At 36.0% G+C, this 20,735-nt stretch carries 18 protein-coding genes; 13 read left to right on the forward strand and 5 right to left on the reverse strand.

Going from position 1 to position 20,735, the window contains the following annotated elements:
• Positions 1 to 143: 143 nt before the first annotated feature.
• Entirely contained in the window at positions 144 to 656 is a 513-nt protein-coding gene (locus AVL50_RS25455; RefSeq protein ID WP_062620032.1) for a lactoylglutathione lyase family protein, read from the reverse strand.
• A 126-nt stretch (positions 657 to 782) separates the two neighbouring features.
• On the opposite strand from AVL50_RS25455, the gene AVL50_RS25460 reads away from it, so the two are divergent.
• Entirely contained in the window at positions 783 to 1,103 is a 321-nt protein-coding gene (locus AVL50_RS25460) for a helix-turn-helix domain-containing protein (RefSeq protein WP_082796011.1), read from the forward strand.
• 412 nt (positions 1,104 to 1,515) lie between these two features.
• Positions 1,516 to 3,066 carry a hypothetical protein gene (locus AVL50_RS25465; protein ID WP_062619730.1) on the forward strand — a complete coding sequence of 517 codons (1,551 nt, stop codon included), beginning with the start codon at positions 1,516 to 1,518 and terminating at the stop codon, positions 3,064 to 3,066.
• Positions 3,067 to 3,151: 85 nt separating this feature from the next.
• Here the strand turns inward: AVL50_RS25465 and AVL50_RS25470 are convergent, their stop codons facing one another.
• Together AVL50_RS25470 and AVL50_RS25475 are read right to left on the reverse strand one after the other, a co-directional pair.
• A complete protein-coding gene (locus AVL50_RS25470) occupies positions 3,152 to 3,853 on the reverse strand; it encodes a LytTR family DNA-binding domain-containing protein (RefSeq protein WP_062619732.1) in 702 nt (233 codons plus the stop codon).
• 1 nt (position 3,854) lies between these two features.
• Positions 3,855 to 4,445, reverse strand: a complete 591-nt coding sequence (locus AVL50_RS25475) for a riboflavin synthase (RefSeq protein WP_062619734.1) — start codon at positions 4,443 to 4,445, stop codon at positions 3,855 to 3,857.
• Between the two features lie 200 nt (positions 4,446 to 4,645).
• Here AVL50_RS25475 and mgtE point away from each other — a divergent pair, with 200 nt between their 5' ends.
• The 8 genes from mgtE (at position 4,646) to AVL50_RS25515 (ending at position 14,703) form a co-directional block, all read left to right on the forward strand.
• A complete protein-coding gene (mgtE, locus tag AVL50_RS25480) occupies positions 4,646 to 6,052 on the forward strand; it encodes a magnesium transporter (RefSeq protein WP_062619736.1) in 1,407 nt (468 codons plus the stop codon).
• Positions 6,053 to 6,219: 167 nt separating this feature from the next.
• Positions 6,220 to 7,029: a hypothetical protein gene (locus AVL50_RS25485; protein ID WP_062619738.1), complete on the forward strand. Its 810-nt coding sequence runs from the start codon at positions 6,220 to 6,222 to the stop codon at positions 7,027 to 7,029.
• A 5-nt stretch (positions 7,030 to 7,034) separates the two neighbouring features.
• The gene (locus AVL50_RS25490; RefSeq protein WP_062619740.1) at positions 7,035 to 9,263 is read left to right on the forward strand and encodes an FAD/NAD(P)-binding protein; all 2,229 of its coding nucleotides are present in this window, start codon (positions 7,035 to 7,037) and stop codon (positions 9,261 to 9,263) included.
• A gap of 33 nt (positions 9,264 to 9,296) precedes the next feature.
• Positions 9,297 to 11,426, forward strand: coding sequence for a 7TM diverse intracellular signaling domain-containing protein (locus AVL50_RS25495; RefSeq protein ID WP_062619743.1), 2,130 nt, complete (start codon positions 9,297 to 9,299; stop codon positions 11,424 to 11,426).
• Between the two features lie 240 nt (positions 11,427 to 11,666).
• A complete protein-coding gene (gene nhaD / locus AVL50_RS25500; protein ID WP_253764325.1) occupies positions 11,667 to 13,037 on the forward strand; it encodes a sodium:proton antiporter NhaD in 1,371 nt (456 codons plus the stop codon).
• Positions 13,038 to 13,235: 198 nt separating this feature from the next.
• Entirely contained in the window at positions 13,236 to 13,832 is a 597-nt protein-coding gene (locus AVL50_RS25505; RefSeq protein WP_062619746.1) for a hypothetical protein, read from the forward strand.
• Between the two features lie 97 nt (positions 13,833 to 13,929).
• Positions 13,930 to 14,118, forward strand: a complete 189-nt coding sequence (locus AVL50_RS25510; protein WP_062619748.1) for a hypothetical protein — start codon at positions 13,930 to 13,932, stop codon at positions 14,116 to 14,118.
• A gap of 9 nt (positions 14,119 to 14,127) precedes the next feature.
• Positions 14,128 to 14,703 (forward strand): GIN domain-containing protein, encoded by a 576-nt coding sequence (locus AVL50_RS25515; protein WP_062619750.1) that lies wholly within the window; start codon positions 14,128 to 14,130, stop codon positions 14,701 to 14,703.
• Positions 14,704 to 14,847: 144 nt separating this feature from the next.
• On the opposite strand, the gene AVL50_RS25520 is transcribed toward AVL50_RS25515, so the two are convergent.
• Both AVL50_RS25520 and AVL50_RS25525 read right to left on the reverse strand, forming a co-directional pair.
• The gene (locus AVL50_RS25520; protein ID WP_062619755.1) at positions 14,848 to 17,043 is read right to left on the reverse strand and encodes a radical SAM protein; all 2,196 of its coding nucleotides are present in this window, start codon (positions 17,041 to 17,043) and stop codon (positions 14,848 to 14,850) included.
• Between the two features lie 260 nt (positions 17,044 to 17,303).
• On the reverse strand, positions 17,304 to 17,675 hold the full coding sequence (locus tag AVL50_RS25525) for a DUF4296 domain-containing protein (RefSeq protein ID WP_062619757.1): 372 nt from the start codon (positions 17,673 to 17,675) through the stop codon (positions 17,304 to 17,306).
• A gap of 171 nt (positions 17,676 to 17,846) precedes the next feature.
• On the opposite strand from AVL50_RS25525, the gene AVL50_RS25530 reads away from it, so the two are divergent.
• Genes AVL50_RS25530 through AVL50_RS25540 form a run of 3 tightly spaced genes read left to right on the forward strand, consistent with a single transcriptional unit; the run spans position 17,847 to position 20,717 of the window.
• Positions 17,847 to 18,719, forward strand: coding sequence for a DUF58 domain-containing protein (locus tag AVL50_RS25530; RefSeq protein WP_044207638.1), 873 nt, complete (start codon positions 17,847 to 17,849; stop codon positions 18,717 to 18,719).
• A gap of 30 nt (positions 18,720 to 18,749) precedes the next feature.
• Positions 18,750 to 19,658, forward strand: a complete 909-nt coding sequence (locus AVL50_RS25535; RefSeq protein ID WP_062619758.1) for a hypothetical protein — start codon at positions 18,750 to 18,752, stop codon at positions 19,656 to 19,658.
• Positions 19,659 to 19,682: 24 nt separating this feature from the next.
• Positions 19,683 to 20,717, forward strand: a complete 1,035-nt coding sequence (locus AVL50_RS25540; protein WP_062619760.1) for a VWA domain-containing protein — start codon at positions 19,683 to 19,685, stop codon at positions 20,715 to 20,717.
• Positions 20,718 to 20,735 lie beyond the last annotated feature (18 nt).

Raw genomic sequence — 20,735 nt, forward strand, 5'->3', positions numbered from 1 at the left:
TAATCCTGAAATATAGAGATAAAATAAAAAGGTCAGTTCTTTAGAGAGCTGACCTTTTTGTGTTTTTATGAATGAAAAAGGGATGTAGTTTAGTTTAGGAATCATACCAAGTATTACATCTTCATTCTTAATTCATCCCTCCTTTACTCCGTATAAGCACCAGAAGAGTACGTAAGCTCATAACTGTGTGTATAAATCTCAAATACTACTCCGAACGGATCTTCCACATACACCATTTTATAAGGCTTAGAGTTCGGATAATACTCTCTGATTGGCATTCTTTGCTTCCCACCAGCATCTACTATTTTCTGTGTCAATTCTTCAATGTTAGGATCCTGTACACAGAAGTGAAAAAGGCCAGCATTGAAGGGGTTAAATTCTGGTTTCTTAGCTTCTGTTGTCGGGAATGAGAACAGCTCAATACCGATACCGTCTGAAGTGGCTAGGTGTGCAATTTTGAAAGTGCCCCAACCACTACCAAACACATCAATACACATTTGACCGATGGCTGTTTCGTTTTCTTCAACAACATCAGAAGGAGGCATTATAACATACCATCCCATGATTTTTGAATAGAATTCAACAGCTTTTTCAATATCAGGTACGGTGATACCAATGTGTGAAAATGATCTTGGGTAACTTTGTTCTTTACTCATAATATATTTTTCTTTTATTTTGAGTCCAATATTAAATATAAGTATTCTGTAAATCAATATCTTACAAATTAGTGCTATAGTTACCAAAAGGTGTGAAATACTGATTATTAGACAAATAAAAATTAGATGATTAATAAAAAATATGAATGTTCCCTTCACCTCACCATGGACTTTGTGGGAAGCAAATGGAAGCCATTGGTGCTATTTCATTTATTGGAAGGAAAAATGCGATCAGGGGAGCTACAGAGGACAATTCCTGAGATTTCAAATAAGATGTTTACACAAACAGTAAGAGAATTAGAGGAATGCCGATTGATCAAAAGGACGGTGTATCCTGAAGTGCCACCAAGGGTAGATTATGAGTTGACGGAACTAGGTTATTCTCTGAAAGGAATTTTAAATCTGATGGATCAATGGGGGAAAGATCTGATAGAAAAGCAAGATTAAATTTTAGACAAAAAAAGAAGGCTAGTCTCAAAAAAACTAGCCTTCTCCAAGCTCTCTCTTCAATCTATTCATCTGACTTCTATGCTGCTTAACATAGTTTTTCTTTAAATGATTTGTTGCAACTACTCAAGTAGTCCAACGCAGTCATTAATTCCTTCTTGGTACATTACAAATATGCTGTTTAGAGAAGGATTACTGAAGGTATTTATGCTTTTTAATCTAAAAATGGAAAGTTTACCAATATTTTAAGAGTTATAATAAAAAATTACTTAAAAAATGTAGAGGTGTTACCCAACGGATACCAAGTATGTAATTATTTGTAAATTCAACAAAAAACTTTCATTCTGAGTAAAAAATCTATTAACTATGATTAACATTTACTAACTTGCAGATTGACTAACGGTAATAATTTATGAAACTTCAGAATCTAGCCTTATATCTTTTTGCTTTTTCAACATTTATCTCCTGCATCGCCTTAGAGGATGAATTTGATCCTACTGTTACTACTGATGTTTTAACTGATAAGATCTACTATTATAATGATTCATTTCCAGTGAGTATCACATTCAAGGATAATGCATTGATTCAAGAGGGAAAAGTAAAATTTCAGTTCGATAATCCGCAGTCCGTTGCTAATGATACGGTGGTTTTTGAATATGAAAGAACGTTTACTGATGTTCAGGCACGTCAACTGCAGTTTGACAGTGTTTTCATTATACCGTCATTTATCAGAACAGGAAAATACATGATGGAGGTGAGTAACTTGGATGCAGGTGAAAACTTCATTGCAGATACATCTTATTTTTACATTGGCACAGATATTCAAGCTCCAACTATTGAAAACCTTTCAGTAACATCTGTAGTGGAAGGAAACTTGGAAAATGATGCATTTTGTAGAGGAGAAAGAATTGTAGTCAATGCTTCAGTTTTAGATAATGTAGCGGTAAAGAGAATTGGTGTCAGTATTGCTGATGCCACTCCTAGATACTTTCAAGTCAACAGCAGTGATACTGTAAATGTTGCAGATATTGTGCAAAGACAGTTATTCATCTCTGATAGCTTGACAAACGGAACTTATAATTTAAAATTAATTGCAGAGGATGTTTTTGGAAATGCTGCTGAAGTGACAACACAAGTGGATGTAAACTGTGATGATCAGCCTGCAGTTTTTGTTTCGTATACTGAAGAGAATGGTATCGAAATTCCTTCGAATAGAATTGTAACTCTTTTCCCTGGTGAGCAGTTCAAACTCAATAGTTTGGTGTTTACTGATGCGGGTGGATTAGATTCAGCAAGACTTGAAGTATCAAGAATTGGTGTAGCACCATCTATTGGAGAACCTGCTCCTGTTACAAATGACCCTCCAATAGAAGTAGACCTTCAAGGAGTCAACGAACAAGATCTTGCTGAGGTATTTAATGATAACTTCCAATTTGGCTTTGATTTACTTGACACTCAAGCGGGCGAAACGATATTTATCAACATTACAGTGAAAGATGGTGAGCAAACTTGGGAGGAAGCAACCTTCTTCAGGTTCTCATTGGTAGCTAAAGAAGATTTGGCGCCAATCATCAGAATCGCAGATTTGGTTATTGACGGTACCAAAGAATATGTTCCAGAAGATGAGGAATTGGAATTGACAGATCGATTAATCGGTAAAAATAGCATTGATATTGCCGTAGAAGGTAAAGTACAAGAAAATGTAGGTTTAGCCTCTATTGAATATAGTTTTGTTTGTGATAGAGAAGAAATACCATCTGTAGGTGGTGCTTTGGATGATCCTTCAGCATTTACTTCTTATCCTGTTGATTTAGGTACAACGCTCAACACTGCATTTACCATAGATGCTAACCCTCCAGTGACAGGCGATGTGTTCTATACATTGACAATTACTGCCACGGATATTAAAGGTCAAGTAGATGACGTAACCTATAATTTCAAAGTGACCTACCCTGTAGAATAATACAGCTTAAGATAAAACAAGAAAGGCCACATCAAAAATTAAATTGATGTGGCCTTTCTTAGTTATGGTTTTAAGAGAATCTTTCTTATAAGAAGTTCAACTTCGATAGAAAATTGTTTTTATAGGAATTACCTATTGGAATACTTTTCTGAGGCATTTCAATCTGTAAATCTTCTATTGTTTCTACTTTTGTGAGGTTGACGATGTAGGAACGATGAACTCTTATAAAATTATCAGGAAACTTTTTCTCCAAAGCTTTCATGGTAGAGTGGATGACATACTTTTTGTCAATAGTATTAATCAGCATGTAATCTGATAAAGCCTCTACGAAATAAATATTCTTCAGAGAAAGTTTTATGATTTTATTATCGGCTTTTACATACAAAGTATCATCCTCACTATTCTCCACCAACTTCTGATCACTTTCCTCAATAGATGTTTTCCCTTTTTCTACCGCTTTAAGAAAACGAGGATAAGTGATAGGCTTGATCAAATAATCCGTAAGGTTGTATTCATAGGCTTCAGCACCAAAATCTCTTCTCCCTGTGATAAGAATTACTTCAGGCAGTTTTTCCAGCGACTGAACGAGTTCAATCCCTGTCATCTGAGGCATTTCAATATCTAAAAAAAGAAGGTCAACGGCTGTATCCTTAAGCATTTCGTAAGCAGAAACGGCATTATCAAATTCACCAATTAATTGTAATCCATTGGTTCTTTTGATAAAGTCTCTCACTACCATACGAGACACCTCTTCATCATCAACTATGACACATTGTAAATCGGCCATACTATAGTTCTAATGTTTTTAACTTTTGAATGTATTTTCCTAATATATCAAATTCTAGGTTGATTTTAGTACCTTTTTTGATTTTATGGAAGTTTGTATGCTCAAAAGTATAAGGAATAATTGCTACGCTGAATTGACCTTTTGCATCATCTACTACAGTCAAACTTGCACCGTTTACGCAGATTGAACCTTTTTCAACTGTAAAGTTTTTCGTAGAAGGATCGTATTGGAATGTGAATCTCCAGCTGCCTTTTTCATCTACCACATCAATACACTCTCCAATTTGATCAACATGACCTTGAACAATATGTCCGTCAAAACGACCGTGAGAAGGCATGCTTCTTTCCAAGTTCACCACATCACCAACAGCCCAGTCACCCAAGTTTGTCTTTTGTAAAGTTTCATGAATAGCAACAACCTGATGTTTGTTGTCTTCAATATGAGTTACAGTTAAGCAAACACCATTATGTGCTAAACTTTGGTCTATTTTCAATTCGTTTGAAATAGAAGATTCAACTGTAAATATTGTATTTTCTTGATCTTTTTGGATATCGACAATGGTTCCTAGTGCCTCTATAATTCCTGTAAACATTCTATGACTATGGTTTAATTATTATTACGATACAAGTTAGGCAAATTTACGAATAGAAGTTTTACTTTTGTGTATTAAGTGATGACAAAAAAGTACTCACAGAGAACAATCATATTTTATAGTTGATATAGAGTGTGTGTTTCAAACTTACTTGAATTCATTTTATTCCAAATTACTGTACCTACCTACATTTCTTGTTTATGACTGTTACCAATTTAGAACAAAGATATGAGATTGTTAAGGGATTGATTGACAATGAAAATTGGAATGCATTAGAAGAGGTTTTATTAAAACTTCCTCCTGTAGAAATTGCAGAAATCCTTGAAAAGCTAGAAGAGAAAGATCTTTTAGTCGCTTTTACGCTGTTTCCTAACAAAGAGAAAGCTCAAATTTTTGGTGAGCTGAATAGAGACCTTCAATATTATCTTTTCAATAACCTTGAGAGGAGGTTGTTCTCTAAAGTTTTTGAAGCCATGCGTTCTGATGAAAGAGCCGATTTCTATCAAGAACTTACAGTGGATGAACAGTCTGCTTTATTGCCTTATCTTAACAAACAGGTGAGAAGCAATGTAGTGGAGTTGAGTGGGTACGATGCGGATTCTGCAGGTGGTATTATGACCACTGACTTTGCAACAGCAAGAAATTGGATGACAGTCCGTGAAACTGTGGATAAGGTAAAGAAAGATTCACCAAGCAAAAAGATGATCTATTACGTGTATGTGGTAGATGATGAGAAAGTTTTGCTGGGTTTTGTGACCTTGAAAGATCTTATTCTTGCTGATCTTGATGATAAAATCGAAGATCTGATGATAGTTGATTTTGTTGCTGCTACGGTGGATGAAGATAGAGAACAGGTGGCCCGAAGGATTGATAAGTATAATTTAGTGGCATTGCCAATTCTTAATGAGGAGAGAAAGCTGGTTGGTATTGTACGTCATGATGACGCCATTGAAGTCATTGTAGCCGAACAGACAGAGGATATGGAGAAAATGATGGGTATTACTTCTTCTGCTGATGAGGATGATGATGAAGGGTATATGGACATCTCTGTTTTCCGACATTTCAAGAAAAGAGTATTATGGCTTGTCTCTTTGGCCGTGATAGGTATGATTTCCGGTTTAATCCTTCATCATTTTGAAGATGCTCTAGATCAGATGGTTATATTAGCCCTTTATATGCCAATGCTTGCTGATACAGGAGGAAATGCTGGTAGTCAAGCCAGTACAGTAGTAATTAGAGCACTATCGTTAGGTGAAGTTACGACAAAAGATTGGTGGAAAATAACGTTCAAGGAGATGAGAATTTCACTGCTTTTAGCGGTTTGCCTTTCTAGTATAGCTTTCATAAAAGTGACCTTATTATCCTTCAATACGTTATTACCGGGAGAATTGACGTTATCCTATGTAGCGTTTATTATTTCCTTAGCTTTAGCACTACAGGTAGTAACCTCCACAATGATTGGAGCAGGCTTGCCGCTTATCGTAAAAAAACTAAAAGGAGACCCTGCTGTGGTAGCCAGTCCAGCCATAACCACTATAGTGGATGTTACGGGACTATTAATTTATTTTAGCTTAGCCACTGCATTTTTATTGAATGCCGTAGGATAACCTTTTTCAAGGAGTTCATTGTCAGGTTTTTGATTGTTTTTAGAGGGGTAAAGAAGTAGTAAAACACGTGGATTTTGAAAGAAGTTTTTTGTAGGACTTAAATAATTCCAGAAATATGCTTACATTAGACTTACATTCAGACTATGAACTACTTTTTTTAACTTATCATGAACTTGACTGAGCACCAACTCTCTGACTTTCAATCTTTGGAGCTAAAAGCGATGGCCTATATTGATACTATCAAGAATAGTCCTGAAGAAAGGTTAACCTCAAGAAAGGAGTATTACTTAAAATATGGTTTTGCTGATGGAAATCAATACGGTTTCGGTAATTCTGAAATTGATTTTTTAGAGTGGGAAGTAGAAAGAGGAGTACTGGCAGCGGAATATCACGCTCGTTGGTGGTATAACGTTAATCTTAAATTTATCTATTATTCTGTATTAGGTTCCTACGTCTTCGAACAAAAATTAGAAAATGTTGAGCTTCCTCAGCCTGTTCAAAGGTGGGTGGACTATCTCAAAAATCCATGTTCAAGCAATTGGTATAAAGCCCACAATACAAGTATTATTCATGGATATATTGAATATAAAGACATGGCTGAGAAAGAGTCATGGATTGAACAGTACTTTATAAATGAAGTTTTGGATCGTTTGCTCTATGCTGAAGTAATGGTAGAGGGAGAAACAGAAATCTTTGGAAGTATTGGTAAAATACTTGCTAATCCTCGCTTGCCTGCTGTTGATATTTTGGTGAAGATAAAAGATTTATACCCTGAAAATTACCCTTTAAAGTTCAAAGATATGCTCAACGTACTTGATATCGGTTTTGATATTGGTACGCTGATGTCCTATGTTTTGGATAAACTGATCATAAAGAGAAATCTTAAAAAGATCTATTCATATATATCAGAATTATTAGACATTCCTGAACTCGAAAAATTTATCGTCGACAATAAGGTAACCTATCCCCAAATTTAAATACTATGACTAAAAAGAAAATTGCAATTTTCGGAGGAGGTATCTCTGGATTAACAACAGCTTGGGAACTATCAAGCATTAAAAACTGGCAAGACCAATATGAGATTCATCTTTATCAATCTGGATGGAGATGTGGAGGAAAAGCTACAACAGGATTGGGTGAAGAAGGAAGAGTAGAAGAGAGAGGTATTCATATGTTCCAAGGCTGGTACGACAACGCCTTCAGAATGGTACAAGAAGTTTATGAGTACATAGCAGAACATAATCTGAACCCTGATGGTGCATTTCAGACATGGAGAGACGGATTTAATCCAAACCCTGTGACTTCTATGGTGGAAAAAGATAAAAATGGGAACTGGATTGACTGGCCATTTGTTTTTCCTAATAATGATAGAGTACCAGGTTCAGGTGCACCGGTAAGTTCTTCTGTTTTGATTAAAGAGTTTGTGGCTTTGGGGTTGGAAGTGCTGATTGGGTCACCGTATCAAGAGAATGCATCAGGAAAGGTAGGATTCTGGAATGACTTGCTTGCTCATCTTTTCTTTGATCAACCGATTGCCGCAGAGAAAGTTAAGAAGTATTCAGCTTTAGAAAAGCTTGCATTGCGTTTTGCTAAAAAATTAAGTATCAAAGAAGGAAAATATAATCATACAAAACGTTTTAAAACACTAGAAGAAAAAATAGATGAATTAGAACGCCTGGATGACAGAGTAGACCTTGTAGATGATCTGATTAAATATTCAGATAGAATAGTAAAGCTGTTGAACACATGGTTCTTCAAATTTCTTTTTAGAGGAAATCATCTTAGAAGAATTTCAGAAATAGTACAGTTGTCGCTCGTTTGTATTGAAGGTGTTTTCAAGGACGTTTACAATGTTGAGACAGGAAAATACGATTGGGAAAACATCAATAGCTATGATTTCTCAGACTGGTTGAGAATGAACGGCGCAAGTGAGCAGGTGATTAACTCTGCTATCGTGAGGTTCTTGTACAAAGGTACATTTGCCAATAAGTACAATGGAGAAAAAGGAACTGTGGCAGCAGATATATCAGTACGAATGATGTTGATGATTCCAAGCTACAAAGGAAGCTTCGTTTGGAACTTAAGAGGTGGTACTGGGGGAACTTTTACAGCCCCACTTTATGTTGCATTAGAAGACAGAGGAGTCAATTTCCATTTCTTCCATCATTTAGATGAAGTAAAATATTCTGAGACGGATGAAATCGAAGAGATTATTGTTGGAAAGCAAGTGGATTTGAAAGATGGTCTAACAAAGTATCAACCATTAGTGAAGCAGAAAGGATTATTCCAATGGACACTTCACCCTGACTTATCTCAGATTAATGAAGCACAGGCGGCAGAGATCAAAGAGAAAAATATTGATATAGAATCACATTGGTCAGGTTGGGAAAACGTTGAGTCTCTTGAGCTGAAGAAAGGAGAAGATTTCGACATTGCTGTATTGGCTACATCTATAAAGCCATTAGAGTATATCTGTTCAGAAATCATGGAAAAGAAACCAAAATGGAAAAATATGGTGGAGAAGGTAAAAGCTACCGCTACACTCAACGTTCAATTCTGGTTGAATAAAGATATTGAAGGTTTAGGAATGGACCTTGGAGAATGGGGTATGAAGGAAGGCTCTTATGCCAATACTGTTATTTACGAAGACCCATTGTATTCATGGACATCCATGACATACATTGCTCCATATGAAAATTGGAAGCCAGAATCTGAAGCTAAGCAAATTAGTTACTGGTGTGGAACTTGGCCAACCAATTATCCTGAACCTCCTAGAAGCAATACCAATTATCCAAAGGAGCAGGTCGCTCTATTGAAAAAAGTCTCACAAGACTGGATGGATAACTACATGGGCTGGTTCTGGCCAAAAGCAATGAAGGGGAACAAATTTGATTATTCATTGTTATGTGATAAGAACATGGATGCTGATCCGATGGTGAAATATGACAACCAATGTTTTGTAACCAACATGGATCCATGCATGCATTATGTGTTAGCACAGCCCGGAACCAATAAATATAGGTTGAAAACGGATGAAACCGAATATAAAAACCTTTACTTTACGGGAGATTGGATCAATTTTGGATTGAACGTAGGCTATATGGAAGGAACAGTTATCTCAGGTATACAAGCTGCAGATAAAATACTAACAAATAGTTTACAAAAGTCCATAGAACGACAACACGCTCTCTTAGGAGTTATTGAAGAATAACGCAACGCACTCATTTTTTTTAATTCTCTTTTTATGTTTTTACCAGCACGATTTACCTACTTGTTACTACTATTTTTAATTTTAATCGGCTATGATGCTTCTGCAGAACAGCCAACGTTTGAGAATATTGGTACTCGAGTGATGATCTTTGAAGATGCATCCCACTCTTTTACAGAAATGGATGTAATTTCAGGGAATAAGGATCACCTATTCAAATTTTATAATCAGGAAATTCCGAATTTCCAGTCTACAAAGTCGGCTTATTGGGTCAAGTTTGAGACGGATGTGTTGGACCCTGAGCATAATTATATTGAAGTAGGTAGTGCCTTTTTAGATACATTGCATTTTTATGAAGTAAGTAAAGATGGTTTGTTGCTGAAAACAGTAAAAACAGGAGATGCGTATTCTTTTGCTTCAAGAGAAGTAGATATGGGAAATTTTGTATTTCGATTAACCGAACCACAAAATTCTACTGTTTATCTAAAAGTGTCATCTCTTCAGCCTTTATTCTTTCCATTAAGAGCAGGAACAATTACAGATTTCGCGGCATTTGAGCACGACTTTGACTTTTACCAAGGTATTTACTTTGGGTTTATGCTCTTGATGTTCTTCTATAACTTTTTTGTTTGGTACTCTACAAGAGATAACATTTACTTAGTATATGTTTGTTACGTGTTGAGTATCACCGTATTTATGGCCGCTGTATTTGGTTATATGTTTGAATATTTATGGCCTCAAACACCAATCATTAATGAGTTTGTGGTCATTAGCTCTGCATTTACACAAATCACTGCGGTAATTTTCACAAAGAAGTTTATCAAAGGAGATACGTTGCCTTCTTTTGTCAACAAAGGTTTTACGCTTTATATCATCTGGGGCTTCATTATTATTGCAAGTATTCTCTTAGGCTATAAAGTAGAAGCACTGATGATGTCTCAGGCTGGACTTCTTACTTTAGGATTTTTACTACTAATAGCGAGTTTAATTTCTTATAAGAGAGGATACAAACCTGCTAAGTATTATTTAATAGCTTGGGGTGCATTGAATGCTGGTTTTATTGCAGCCATTTTAGAAAGCGTGAATATTTTGGAAGTGAGTATGTATTTAAATCCTATGCAAATAGGTTCAGGTATAGAAGTATTATTCCTTTCTTTTGCTTTAGCAGATAAGTTGAAAACACTAAAAGAAGAGAAAGAACAAGCTCAATTAGATGTATTGGAAGCTTTACAACAGAATGAAACTTTGATCAAAGAGCAAAATGTGATGTTGGAAAGAAGAGTAGATCAAAGAACACATGAACTCTCTGAGGCTAATACAGAGCTGACGGCTCTTACAGAAGAGTTGTCTACGACACTTGAAACTGTAAAAATGCAGTCTAACATAATTGAGAAAGCCCATGAGAATACAAAGGCAAGTATCAATTATGCAAAGAGAATTCAAGATGCGATGCTTCCTAATACAAACCAGTTGAAAAAAGTACTGAAAGATTTGTTCATTTTCTATAAGCCAAGAGATATTGTAAGTGGTGACTTTTATTGGTCGCATGAGAAAGATGATATCTTATACTTAGCCGCTTGTGATTGTACAGGACATGGTGTACCAGGTGGGTTCTTAAGTATGTTGGGAAATGAAGTGCTGACAGAAATTGTAAGTTTAGAAGGAGTAAGTGATCCAAAAGACATTCTTTTGGAAGCTGATAAAAAAGTTTCTGAAATTCTGAAACAGAAAATGAATGCCAATATGGACGGTATGGATGTCTCTTTGGTGCGTATTGATAAGAAGAAAGGTGAACTTACTTTTGCTGGAGCAAAGAACCCGTTAGTTTACGTAAAAGACGGTAAAGTAATAAAAGTGAAAGGTGATAGTTTCTCAATTGGTGGAAATTATAAGAGAACAACACCTCAATTCAAATCTCATGTAATTCCAACCGAGGGCACTAAGTTTTATCTCTTCTCTGATGGTTATCAAGATCAGACAGGTGGAGGTGAAAATAAGAAGTTCATGGTGAAAAAATTCAGAGAGTTGCTAAGAGATACGTCATTAGGAGCTTCTATGGAAGACCAAAAGAATAAGATCACAAATACCCTTGAAAAGTGGATGAGTCAGGAAGACCATTTCACATCCCAGGTAGATGATATTCTAGTGGTTGGATTTGAAGTTTAAACCACTTACCTAATAAATATTGAGTCAATAAAATCCTCACATTGCAGTAATGCCTTGTGAGGATTTTTTTATAAAATTTTAAGATTTGTACTGAATAAATATTGATATGCATTATTTAATAGTAATTTTGCAGCATTAAGAGTTTTTTATTGTAAAACTACCTCAATCAAAAATCTTCAACTAATTTGGCTATTGCTTTCATTTTAATCTAAACACCTATTAATGATGATGTACTATTTAATGATCGAAATATTTGTTTTCGGTTATCTATTAATTGTGTTAGAACACAATACTCATATCAATAAAGCGGCTACTGCTTTGATAATGGGAGCAGGACTTTGGGCCCTCTATGCCATAGGTGCTCAAGAAATTTTAGAACTGGGTTTCAGTGAGTCATGGAAACTATGGTTAGCAGATGGAAACAACTCATCTGAAGAATCTATTACTCACTTTTTAGTCCATCATGAATTAACAGAGCACCTTTCAGAGATTGCATCTATTGTCTTTTTCCTAATGGGTGCAATGACCATTGTGGAAGTCATTGATGAGTATCAGGGATTTAGGGTAATTACCAACAGAATTACAGTAACGAATAAGCCGAAATTATTGGCTATCATGTCGTTCCTTACTTTCTTTCTTTCTGCAGCGTTAGACAACTTAACCACAACAATTGTAATAGTGGCAGTGCTGAACAAACTAATCAAAGATGATGAAACTCGCTGGTATTTTGCCAGTATGGTAGTTGTTGCAGCTAATGCAGGTGGTGCATGGTCGCCAATTGGTGATGTTACGACCATCATGCTTTGGATTGGCGGGCAGATCACAGCTTTGAAAATTATTGAGGAAATCTTCCTTCCGTCTTTGGTCGCTATGTTAATTCCGTTGGGTATTTTATGCTTGAAACTTAAGGGAGAAATTGATCCTCCACAATTGGAAGAAGATGAACACAAAGCTTTTATTCCTTTACGTGATAGACTCATTGTTTTGATCATGGGTATTGTAGCTTTATTGGCGGTGCCCGTTATCAAATCTTACACTCATTTACCTCCTTTCATTGGAATGCTATTAGGTTTAGGAGCAATGTGGTTCTTAACTGATTTCAAGCTTCACTCAAAAACACTAGAAGATAAGAGACGCTTAAATGTTGGTAGAATTTTAACTAAAATTGATATGCCTACTGTATTATTTCTAATGGGAATTCTATTGGCAGTAGGTGCATTGAGTTCTGCAGGTCATTTGAACGTAATGGCGGGTTTTATGCAGGAACATTTTACTGATATTTATTTCCAAAATACAATAATCGGTGTTCTATCAGCTGTTGTGGATAACGTGCCAATTGTAGCGGCATTTATGGGAATGTACCCAATTGCTGAACCTGGTGCAACAGGTGAGATGGCCAATTTTGTAGTGGATGGAAAATTCTGGGAAATGTTAGCTTATGCATCAGGTACAGGTGGTAGTATTCTAATTATTGGATCAGCTTCGGGTGTAGCGGCAATGGGAATGGAAAGAATCAGCTTTTTATGGTATTTGAGAAAAATTGGCTGGATTGCAGCGATCGGATACCTAGGCGGTATTTCTCTTTTCTATCTTGAAATGATGGTAATGTAATGTGAATAACTTTATAATTATAAAATCTTAGAGATTTCATAAAAAAGAAAGTTATCAACACGTGTTGTTGGTAACTTTCTTTTTTTGTCTTTTATTCAAAATCATCGAGCACTAATTCACATAATTTGCTAATATTGTAGTAATAACTTTAAAACCGATTTATTCACAATCCTAAGAACTATGTATAAACTGTTGATAATGTCATTTTTTACCTTGATTTCAATCAGTTGTGATCATGTTAAAACCAGCAAGCAAAAGAAAACTGTTGATAACTCTTCAATTGATATAATTCCTGAAATTGTTAACCACAGTATTGAAACCAAATCAGGAATGTTATTCACATTAACGGAAGAAAAGTTATCCAAAAGTGTTAGTAATATTACAATACAGGGCATGAATTTTCCTAATTCCAATGAAATACTCACATTTGAAGGAGTAGATCCTATAGAACAATTTTATGTAATTGATTTGAACAGTGATGGATTCGAGGAATTTTATATAGCTGTTAGAACCGCCGGCTCAGGTGGCTATATCAGGCTGTTGGGTATAGCTTCTTTTAATGATGAGAGTTATGGTAAAATTTATATTCAGTCCATTACAGACAATGATGATTTATCGGTAGGATATATGGGGCATGATGAAATTGATTTCACATCAAGCGGTATTCAAAGAACATATCCACTTTATGGATATGAAGATTCTAATGCTTATCCCACAGGAAATTTGAGAAGAGTCAATTATGAATTAATTACTGGTGAAGCGGGTTATATTTTAAATCCTTATCTACAAGAGTAATTGTCATTGACTGGACTTAACAATTCTCAAAATGATAAGGTTTCTTTGTGATATAGCTTGATAGAATATAAGTTTGTATCTAAACAAATTATCAATCATGAAAAACCTAATTAATTTCTTTCTTTTCACGCTTCTTATTGGATTTACCTTTTCTTGTAATGAAAAAGGTGAAGGTCCAGTGGTTAATGAAGAGCTCAATATCGATTATTTTAATGGGATAGAAGCTGGAGTTGCAGGCCAAGTTTTTGTAGAGCATGGCCCAGAACAAAAAGTTTATATAGAATAGCAACAGAACGTGATTAATGCACTGTCCAGAGAAGTTGTAAATGGAGTTTGGAAAATCAGACTCAACTCAAATATCTCAAGATACGATTTTAAGTTACACATCATTATTCCAGAAATAAACAAGGCAGATGTTTCAGGTTCTGCTAATGTAACTGTTACCGAACCAGTGTCAGGAGACGGTTCATTTTCTACAAAAGTATCAGGAAGTCGCACTATTGATATATCAGGTTTTGATGATGTTTTTACTACGATGAATGTAGATGTATCAGGTAGTGGTTCAGCTTTAATTGATGACATTACGGTGAGAAATTTATCTGCAAATGTTTCAGGTTCCGGTAATGTGCAGTTGCAAGGTATGTCTTCTACTTTTACCGCTAGAGTATCAGGTTCTGGAAATATTTCTGATTACAATTTGATTTCTTCTGATGTTGATGCACAAAGTTCTGGTTCTGGTTCAATATCATTTACCTGTAATGATAAATTATACGCAAAAGTGTCAGGAAGTGGGAATATTCTTTATAAAGGAAATCCAACAGATGTACAAACTGAAGTGAGTGGATCTGGAAAAATTCAAAAAGTAGATTAAGGACAAGGTAAGCGAAGCCAAAAATCTAAATACTAGAAATAGTCATAAATTCAGTTTACTGCGTATTCAAACATATATTACACAAAAAAGTCTGTCAATTCGCTTTATTATGGAGTTGACAGACTTTTTCTTTATATCTAAAAACTAAAGTCTTATCACTAAAAGTCCATTTTCCCTCAGTGTTTTCCAGACTTCGCTTTCTGTGAAATCAATAAAAGCAAACCCAGTTTCTTCTTCAAAAGCTTCGGCCACTTCTTCAATTTTTAAGAACCCTTCTTCATTATAAATGCTGAAAGATTCAATGTTGTTGGCCACCCATTCTGCTAAGATAGGATGACATTCTATTTCTAAATCTTCTTTCTTATTGATAAAAATAAGTTGCCCTAGATCTTCTTCTTCATCTATTTCCAGCATTGGAGCTTTGCCTAGCCAAATCAATGAATGTTTTGACAGTTCATGATCTTCTTTACCTGTCTCAGCTAAATATTCTTCAATAAGACTAGGAGCTAATGTAGTAGGAGAAGTTGAGAAATTAAACCATCTATGAACAGGAAGATCTAACTCAACACCATGCATATAATTGAAGATAGAAGCTTTTAAACCTTCGCTGAATCGTGTATGTTTTGCCCCTGTTGGGTCTTTGTGAGGAAGATCATTCCAAGCAAATCCTTCAAATTCAAACTCTTTTTGTTCCACCTTATAAACCTCTGGATCTAAACCGACAGGAGCGTGAGCTGTCATGGCAAATTGATGCCAGAAACCAGAGTGCAAACAATGATTGCTAAACATCTGGCGCACCACTTCCAATGAGTCAATTGTTTCTTGATTCGTTTGTGTTGGGAAGCCATACATCAAGTAGGCGTGCACCATAATACCGGCTTCACTGAATGCTCTTGTAACCTGTGCTGCTTGTTTTACTGAAACTCCTTTTTTCATTAATTGAAGCAGTCGATCTGAGGCTACTTCAATACCTCCAGAAACTGCAACACAACCCGAAAGTTCTAACAGTTTACAAAGGTCAGGTGTGAAGGTTTTCTCAAAACGGATATTGCCCCACCAAGTAATTTTCGTTCCTCTTCGAATCAACTCTATGGCAATGTCTCTTAATGCCAAAGGAGGTGCGGCCTCATCTACAAAGTGAAATCCAGTTTGACCTGTTTCAGCTACAATTCTCTCAATTCTGTCTACAATCAAATTCGCAGGAGCAGGATCATATCTTCCAATATAATCAAGGGAAATATCACAGAAAGTACATTTTTTCCAATAGCACCCATGAGCAACAGTAAGTTTGTTCCATCTACCGTCGTTCCAAAGGCGGTGCATAGGGTTGGCTACATCAATTACAGAAAGGTATTGATCTAAGAGTAAATCAGAGTAATCTGGTGTTCCTACTTCAGAATGTGGAATAACACTTTGCACTTTTTGATCGATAAACTGCAGTTCCCCTTTTTCATTCATTAGAAAAGTACGCTGTAATTGTTGATCTGATATTTTATCATCCAAGTATTTCAGAAGGTTGATCAACGGCCCTTCTCCATCGTCAAGAGTGATAAAATCGAGGTATTCAAATACTCTTTTGTCTTGAAGCGATCTTAATTCAGTATTAGGATAGCCTCCGCCCATAGCCACTCTTATTTCAGGATAGTTTTCTTTGATGTATTTGCCACATTTTAATGCACCATAAAGGTTGCCTGGGAAAGGTACAGTCAGTGCTACAAGATCAGGATTGCAAAGCTTAATTTTTTCTTCAAGAATTTCTAACAACCACTGATCAAGAATATGGGAAGGTTGCTGAAGCGCTTCTTCAATAGGAGAGAAGTTAGTAGCCGACATTGCTATACGTTCGGCATATCTGCTGAAACCAAAATCTTCAGTAATAGCTTCAATAATAAAATCACCCAGATCTTCAAGGTACAAAGTAGCTAGATATCTTGCTTTGTCATTAATACCCATGGTACCAAAAGTCCAGTCGACATTGTTGACCTGCTGAAATCTTTTTGCTCTTGGCAGAAAATTATCTTGGCAAATGCTATGGGCAAGTGTATTGTCCTTGTTTTGAAGAAAACGAACAACAGGAGTGATGGTTTCTAGATAATCATCTTGAAGCATAAATATTCTCTGCACATTATCAGAGCAATCACCGATTACTTCTTCAGCTTCATCAAATAAAGAGGAAAGTCCTTCTTCACTAAAGATTTTTAATACTAATTCTAATCCCAGATCCACTTGGAAAGTATCGATGTTTTTTTCTCTCAAAAAACCTTTCAGATACGCAGTAGCAGGGTATGGAGTATTTAACTGAGTAAGTGGAGGGGTGACTAATAATGTTTTAATAGACATTTATGAGTGATCTTGTGATTCCATAATTTTGAGTATATCAAGAGTGAATTGCTTTTTGATACTCAATTTGATATAAACAGAAAAAGGCACTCAAAGGTGCCTAAAAGCCTTCTTTAACTTAAGATACTTAAAAAAGACCTCGAAAAAGAGATTACACAAGATTAAAGCCCATATTCAATGAGTTTATAAACTTGCATAAGCTCTCTCTTTGGTATATTGATGAAGCCTCATTAGTATTACGACCAATGGACTTCAATGAATTACTTTTTCGGTTTACCGCCAGCCGCTTGAGCAAGTTCTTCTTTGACTTGCTTTAATTTTTCAACTACTTGCTTTTGGATTTCAGCTGCAGCTTCAACATCCTCTTTTAAGTAGTAAGCATAGCTTTTATTGAAAGTTGCAGAATCAATACTGTTTTTAGAGTATATTCCACTTTCCAATTGAAGGTAAGCGTTCATTGCTTCATCTTTTGGAAGATGTTGCGTAGACACTGTTGCCTCAGCTTTGTATAGATCTATCAATACTTCAACCATTTTGTCTTTTGGAACTAAATCCGCCGGAGCTTGTGGTTTTTCAGGACCGCAACTAACAAGTAAAAGTCCTAATGCGAGTACATTAAATATTCTTTTCATAAAGGCAAAAATACCCAAAGTGTTTAAATGCAGGAATCATATTTTGTTACCACAGCCAAAATTGTGGTTAAATAGTGTTAAATGAGCTTTCAAGTTGTTCACAACAATATGGTTGAACTAAATTTGGTAACTCGGAAAAGAGAAAATGTTAAGAAGAAACACCGAATTGTAATGAAAGAACTGCTCAAAAAGCTAAGACGCTACGAAATTCGTATCAGAAAAGCGATTGACTCGCATATGCAAGGCGATTACCACTCTGTATTCAAAGGGTCAGGTTTGGAGTTCGACGATGTGAGGTTGTATCAGTACGGAGACGACATCCGACATATAGATTGGAATGTAAGCGCAAAGGGACACGGAACTTTTGTCAAGACATTTAAGGAAGAAAAAGAACAAAGTGTTTTCTTTGTAGTGGACGTGAGTGCCTCTCAGGATATTGGTAAGCAGGGAAGGAAAAAAATAGATATCTCCAAAGAAATAACAGGTGTATTGTCCTTGTCAGCCATCAAAGAAGCTAGTTCAGTTGGACTACTATGTTTCTCTGATGATAAAGAAAGGTATATGAAGCCCAATAAGGGACAGAAGCATGCTTACCAGCTGTTTGGTGAGTTGTTTAGACTAAAACCACGATCACCTAAAACAAATATCGGCAGAGCCTTGGGCCAAGCGTTGGCAATGCTGAAAAGAAAGACCATTGTAATTGTTATCTCCGATTTTGTGGATGAAGGTTACGAGAGACATCTGAAGGCATTGTGTAGAAAACATGACTTGATTGTAATTCATGTGGGAGATGACAGAGAAACCACTTTCCCAAGAATTGGTATTGCACCGCTTTTTGACAAAGAGGCAGGTAAAACCATTTGGGTCAATACCTCTTCAAAACAATTCAGAGACCGCTTGGATAAGTTTTATGCTAAAAATAGAATAGCTCTAAGTGATCTGATCAGGAGAAATGGAGGCAACTACCTTTTTGTCAATGCACAGGAGGACTATGTACCCAAACTGATCAACTTGTTTAAAGTCAGAAATGCATCAAAAAAATAAAAATTAGAGTGACTGATAATGCGTATTCTAATGAATAAGATTTTAACGAATATACTTTTAATAGCATTCATACTAACAGCAAATGTAGTAGTAGGACAAGAGGAGGAAAACCTTCCTTATGGTCGATTTAGTACCGACAGTATTATGTTGGGTGAGGAGGTGAAGTACACTCTCCGTTATGAGCACTCCGCTGATGCAGAAGTATTATTTCCTGATTCTACTTTCAATTTTGCTCCATTTGAACTGTTAGATAAGACCTATTTTCCAACAAGAACCACCAACGGCATAAGTGTGGATTGTGTAGAATATACTTTGTCTACTTATGATATTGATTCAGTTTATGAATTAGGATTACCGGTTTGGGTTTATAATCAAGGTGAAAAAGATTCAATAGTGGCCAATCTGGATGGTATCTTCTTCAAAGATCTGATTCAGGTTATGCCAGACTCTGCACAGTTGTATGCCAATGTTGATTTTGTGCCAGTGCATCAAGAATTCAATTATCCTTATCTCTTGATATTTATTGGAGTTCTTGTAGTGATTGCCTTGGTAGTTTTACTAGGTTTTGGTGGAAAAATCAAAGAATACTACAGAAAGAAAAAGCTTCAGAAACGATATGTTCAATTCTTACACAATTACAGCAGTCATTTGGATGGAGATATGACCGTCAACAATGTTGAAGAATCTGTGGTGATCTGGAAATCATTTATGGCTTCAGTAATAGCTATTCCAATTCAAGCTATGACCTCCAAAGAGGCAGGGCTGGCTTTACATTCCAAAGAATTGGAAGCACAGTTGAAAGTACTGGATAGAGTGATTTATGCAGGACAAGGTGAAGATGAAGCCAAAGCAGTTCTAGAAGGATTGAAAGAATGGGCGAAACAGGGGCAAGAATATGCAATGACTAAGCCTGAAGGAGCATTTGTTTTTAAGAAATAGAAAAGATTAAGTACGAAGACAATCATGTACGAAAATATATTATCATTAGATTGGTTTACACCTGCGGTCTTAAAAGGGTACGATTGGGGAAATATTATTTTCTTATACGGGATTTTAGGTATACCATTCCTCTTTTTATTAAGATGGTTATTTCGCTATAGAGTACGTCAGAAATTGGATGTCGCTTTGCCTGAAGGACACTTAAAAGTGGATTGGAGTACTTTATTACGTTTTTTACCTCCATTAGTACTTTCCATTGCAATGGCATTAATGCTAGTGGCTTTGGCAAGACCTCAGAAGACCAATGAACAGGTAGAACAGTGGACGGAAGGTATCGATATTATGCTAATTTTGGATATCTCCCATTCCATGAAAATTGAAGATTTTGTACCGAATAGAATGGAGGCAGCTAAAAAAGTAGCTACACGGTTTATTGATGGCAGAATTCAAGATAGAATTGGTCTAGTGATTTTTTCAGGTGAAGCAATTTCCTATGCACCATTGACTACGGATTATAGTCTTCTGAAAAATTTGATCAGAGATATTAATTTCGATATGATCAAGGAGCCAGGAACAGCGATTGGTTCTGCTTTGGGCGTGGCAATTAACCGTATGAGAGAGTCCGAGACGAAATCAAAAGTAGCGATTTTACTTTCAGATGGTGAAAATACGGCAGGTAGTATTGATCCCAAAACAGCCGCTGAATTGGCCTATGGTTATGGCGTAAAAGTTTACGCTATTGGTGTAGGAAAAGAAGGTAGAGTACCTTACGGAACAGACATGTTTGGCAGACCTAGATATATTGAGCAACATTTGGATGAAACTGCTCTAAGAGAAATTGCAAAAATTGGTAAAGGAAAGTATTTTAGGGCTACGAACAATAAGGCTTTAACAGCAATTTTTGATCAAATTGATCAATACGAAAAAGCTGAAATCAAAGAAACAAGATATAAGGACACGAAAGATTTTTACCACATCTATTTAGTTTGGGGTATTGCTTTCTTCCTGATATGGATGGCGCTGAAGAGCACATTCCTTACAAATGCTTTAGAAGATTAAGAAGAACGAAGGGGAAGA

It is taken from the genome of Flammeovirga sp. SJP92 (assembly GCF_001583495.1).
Taxonomy (GTDB): Bacteria; Bacteroidota; Bacteroidia; order Cytophagales; family Flammeovirgaceae; genus Flammeovirga.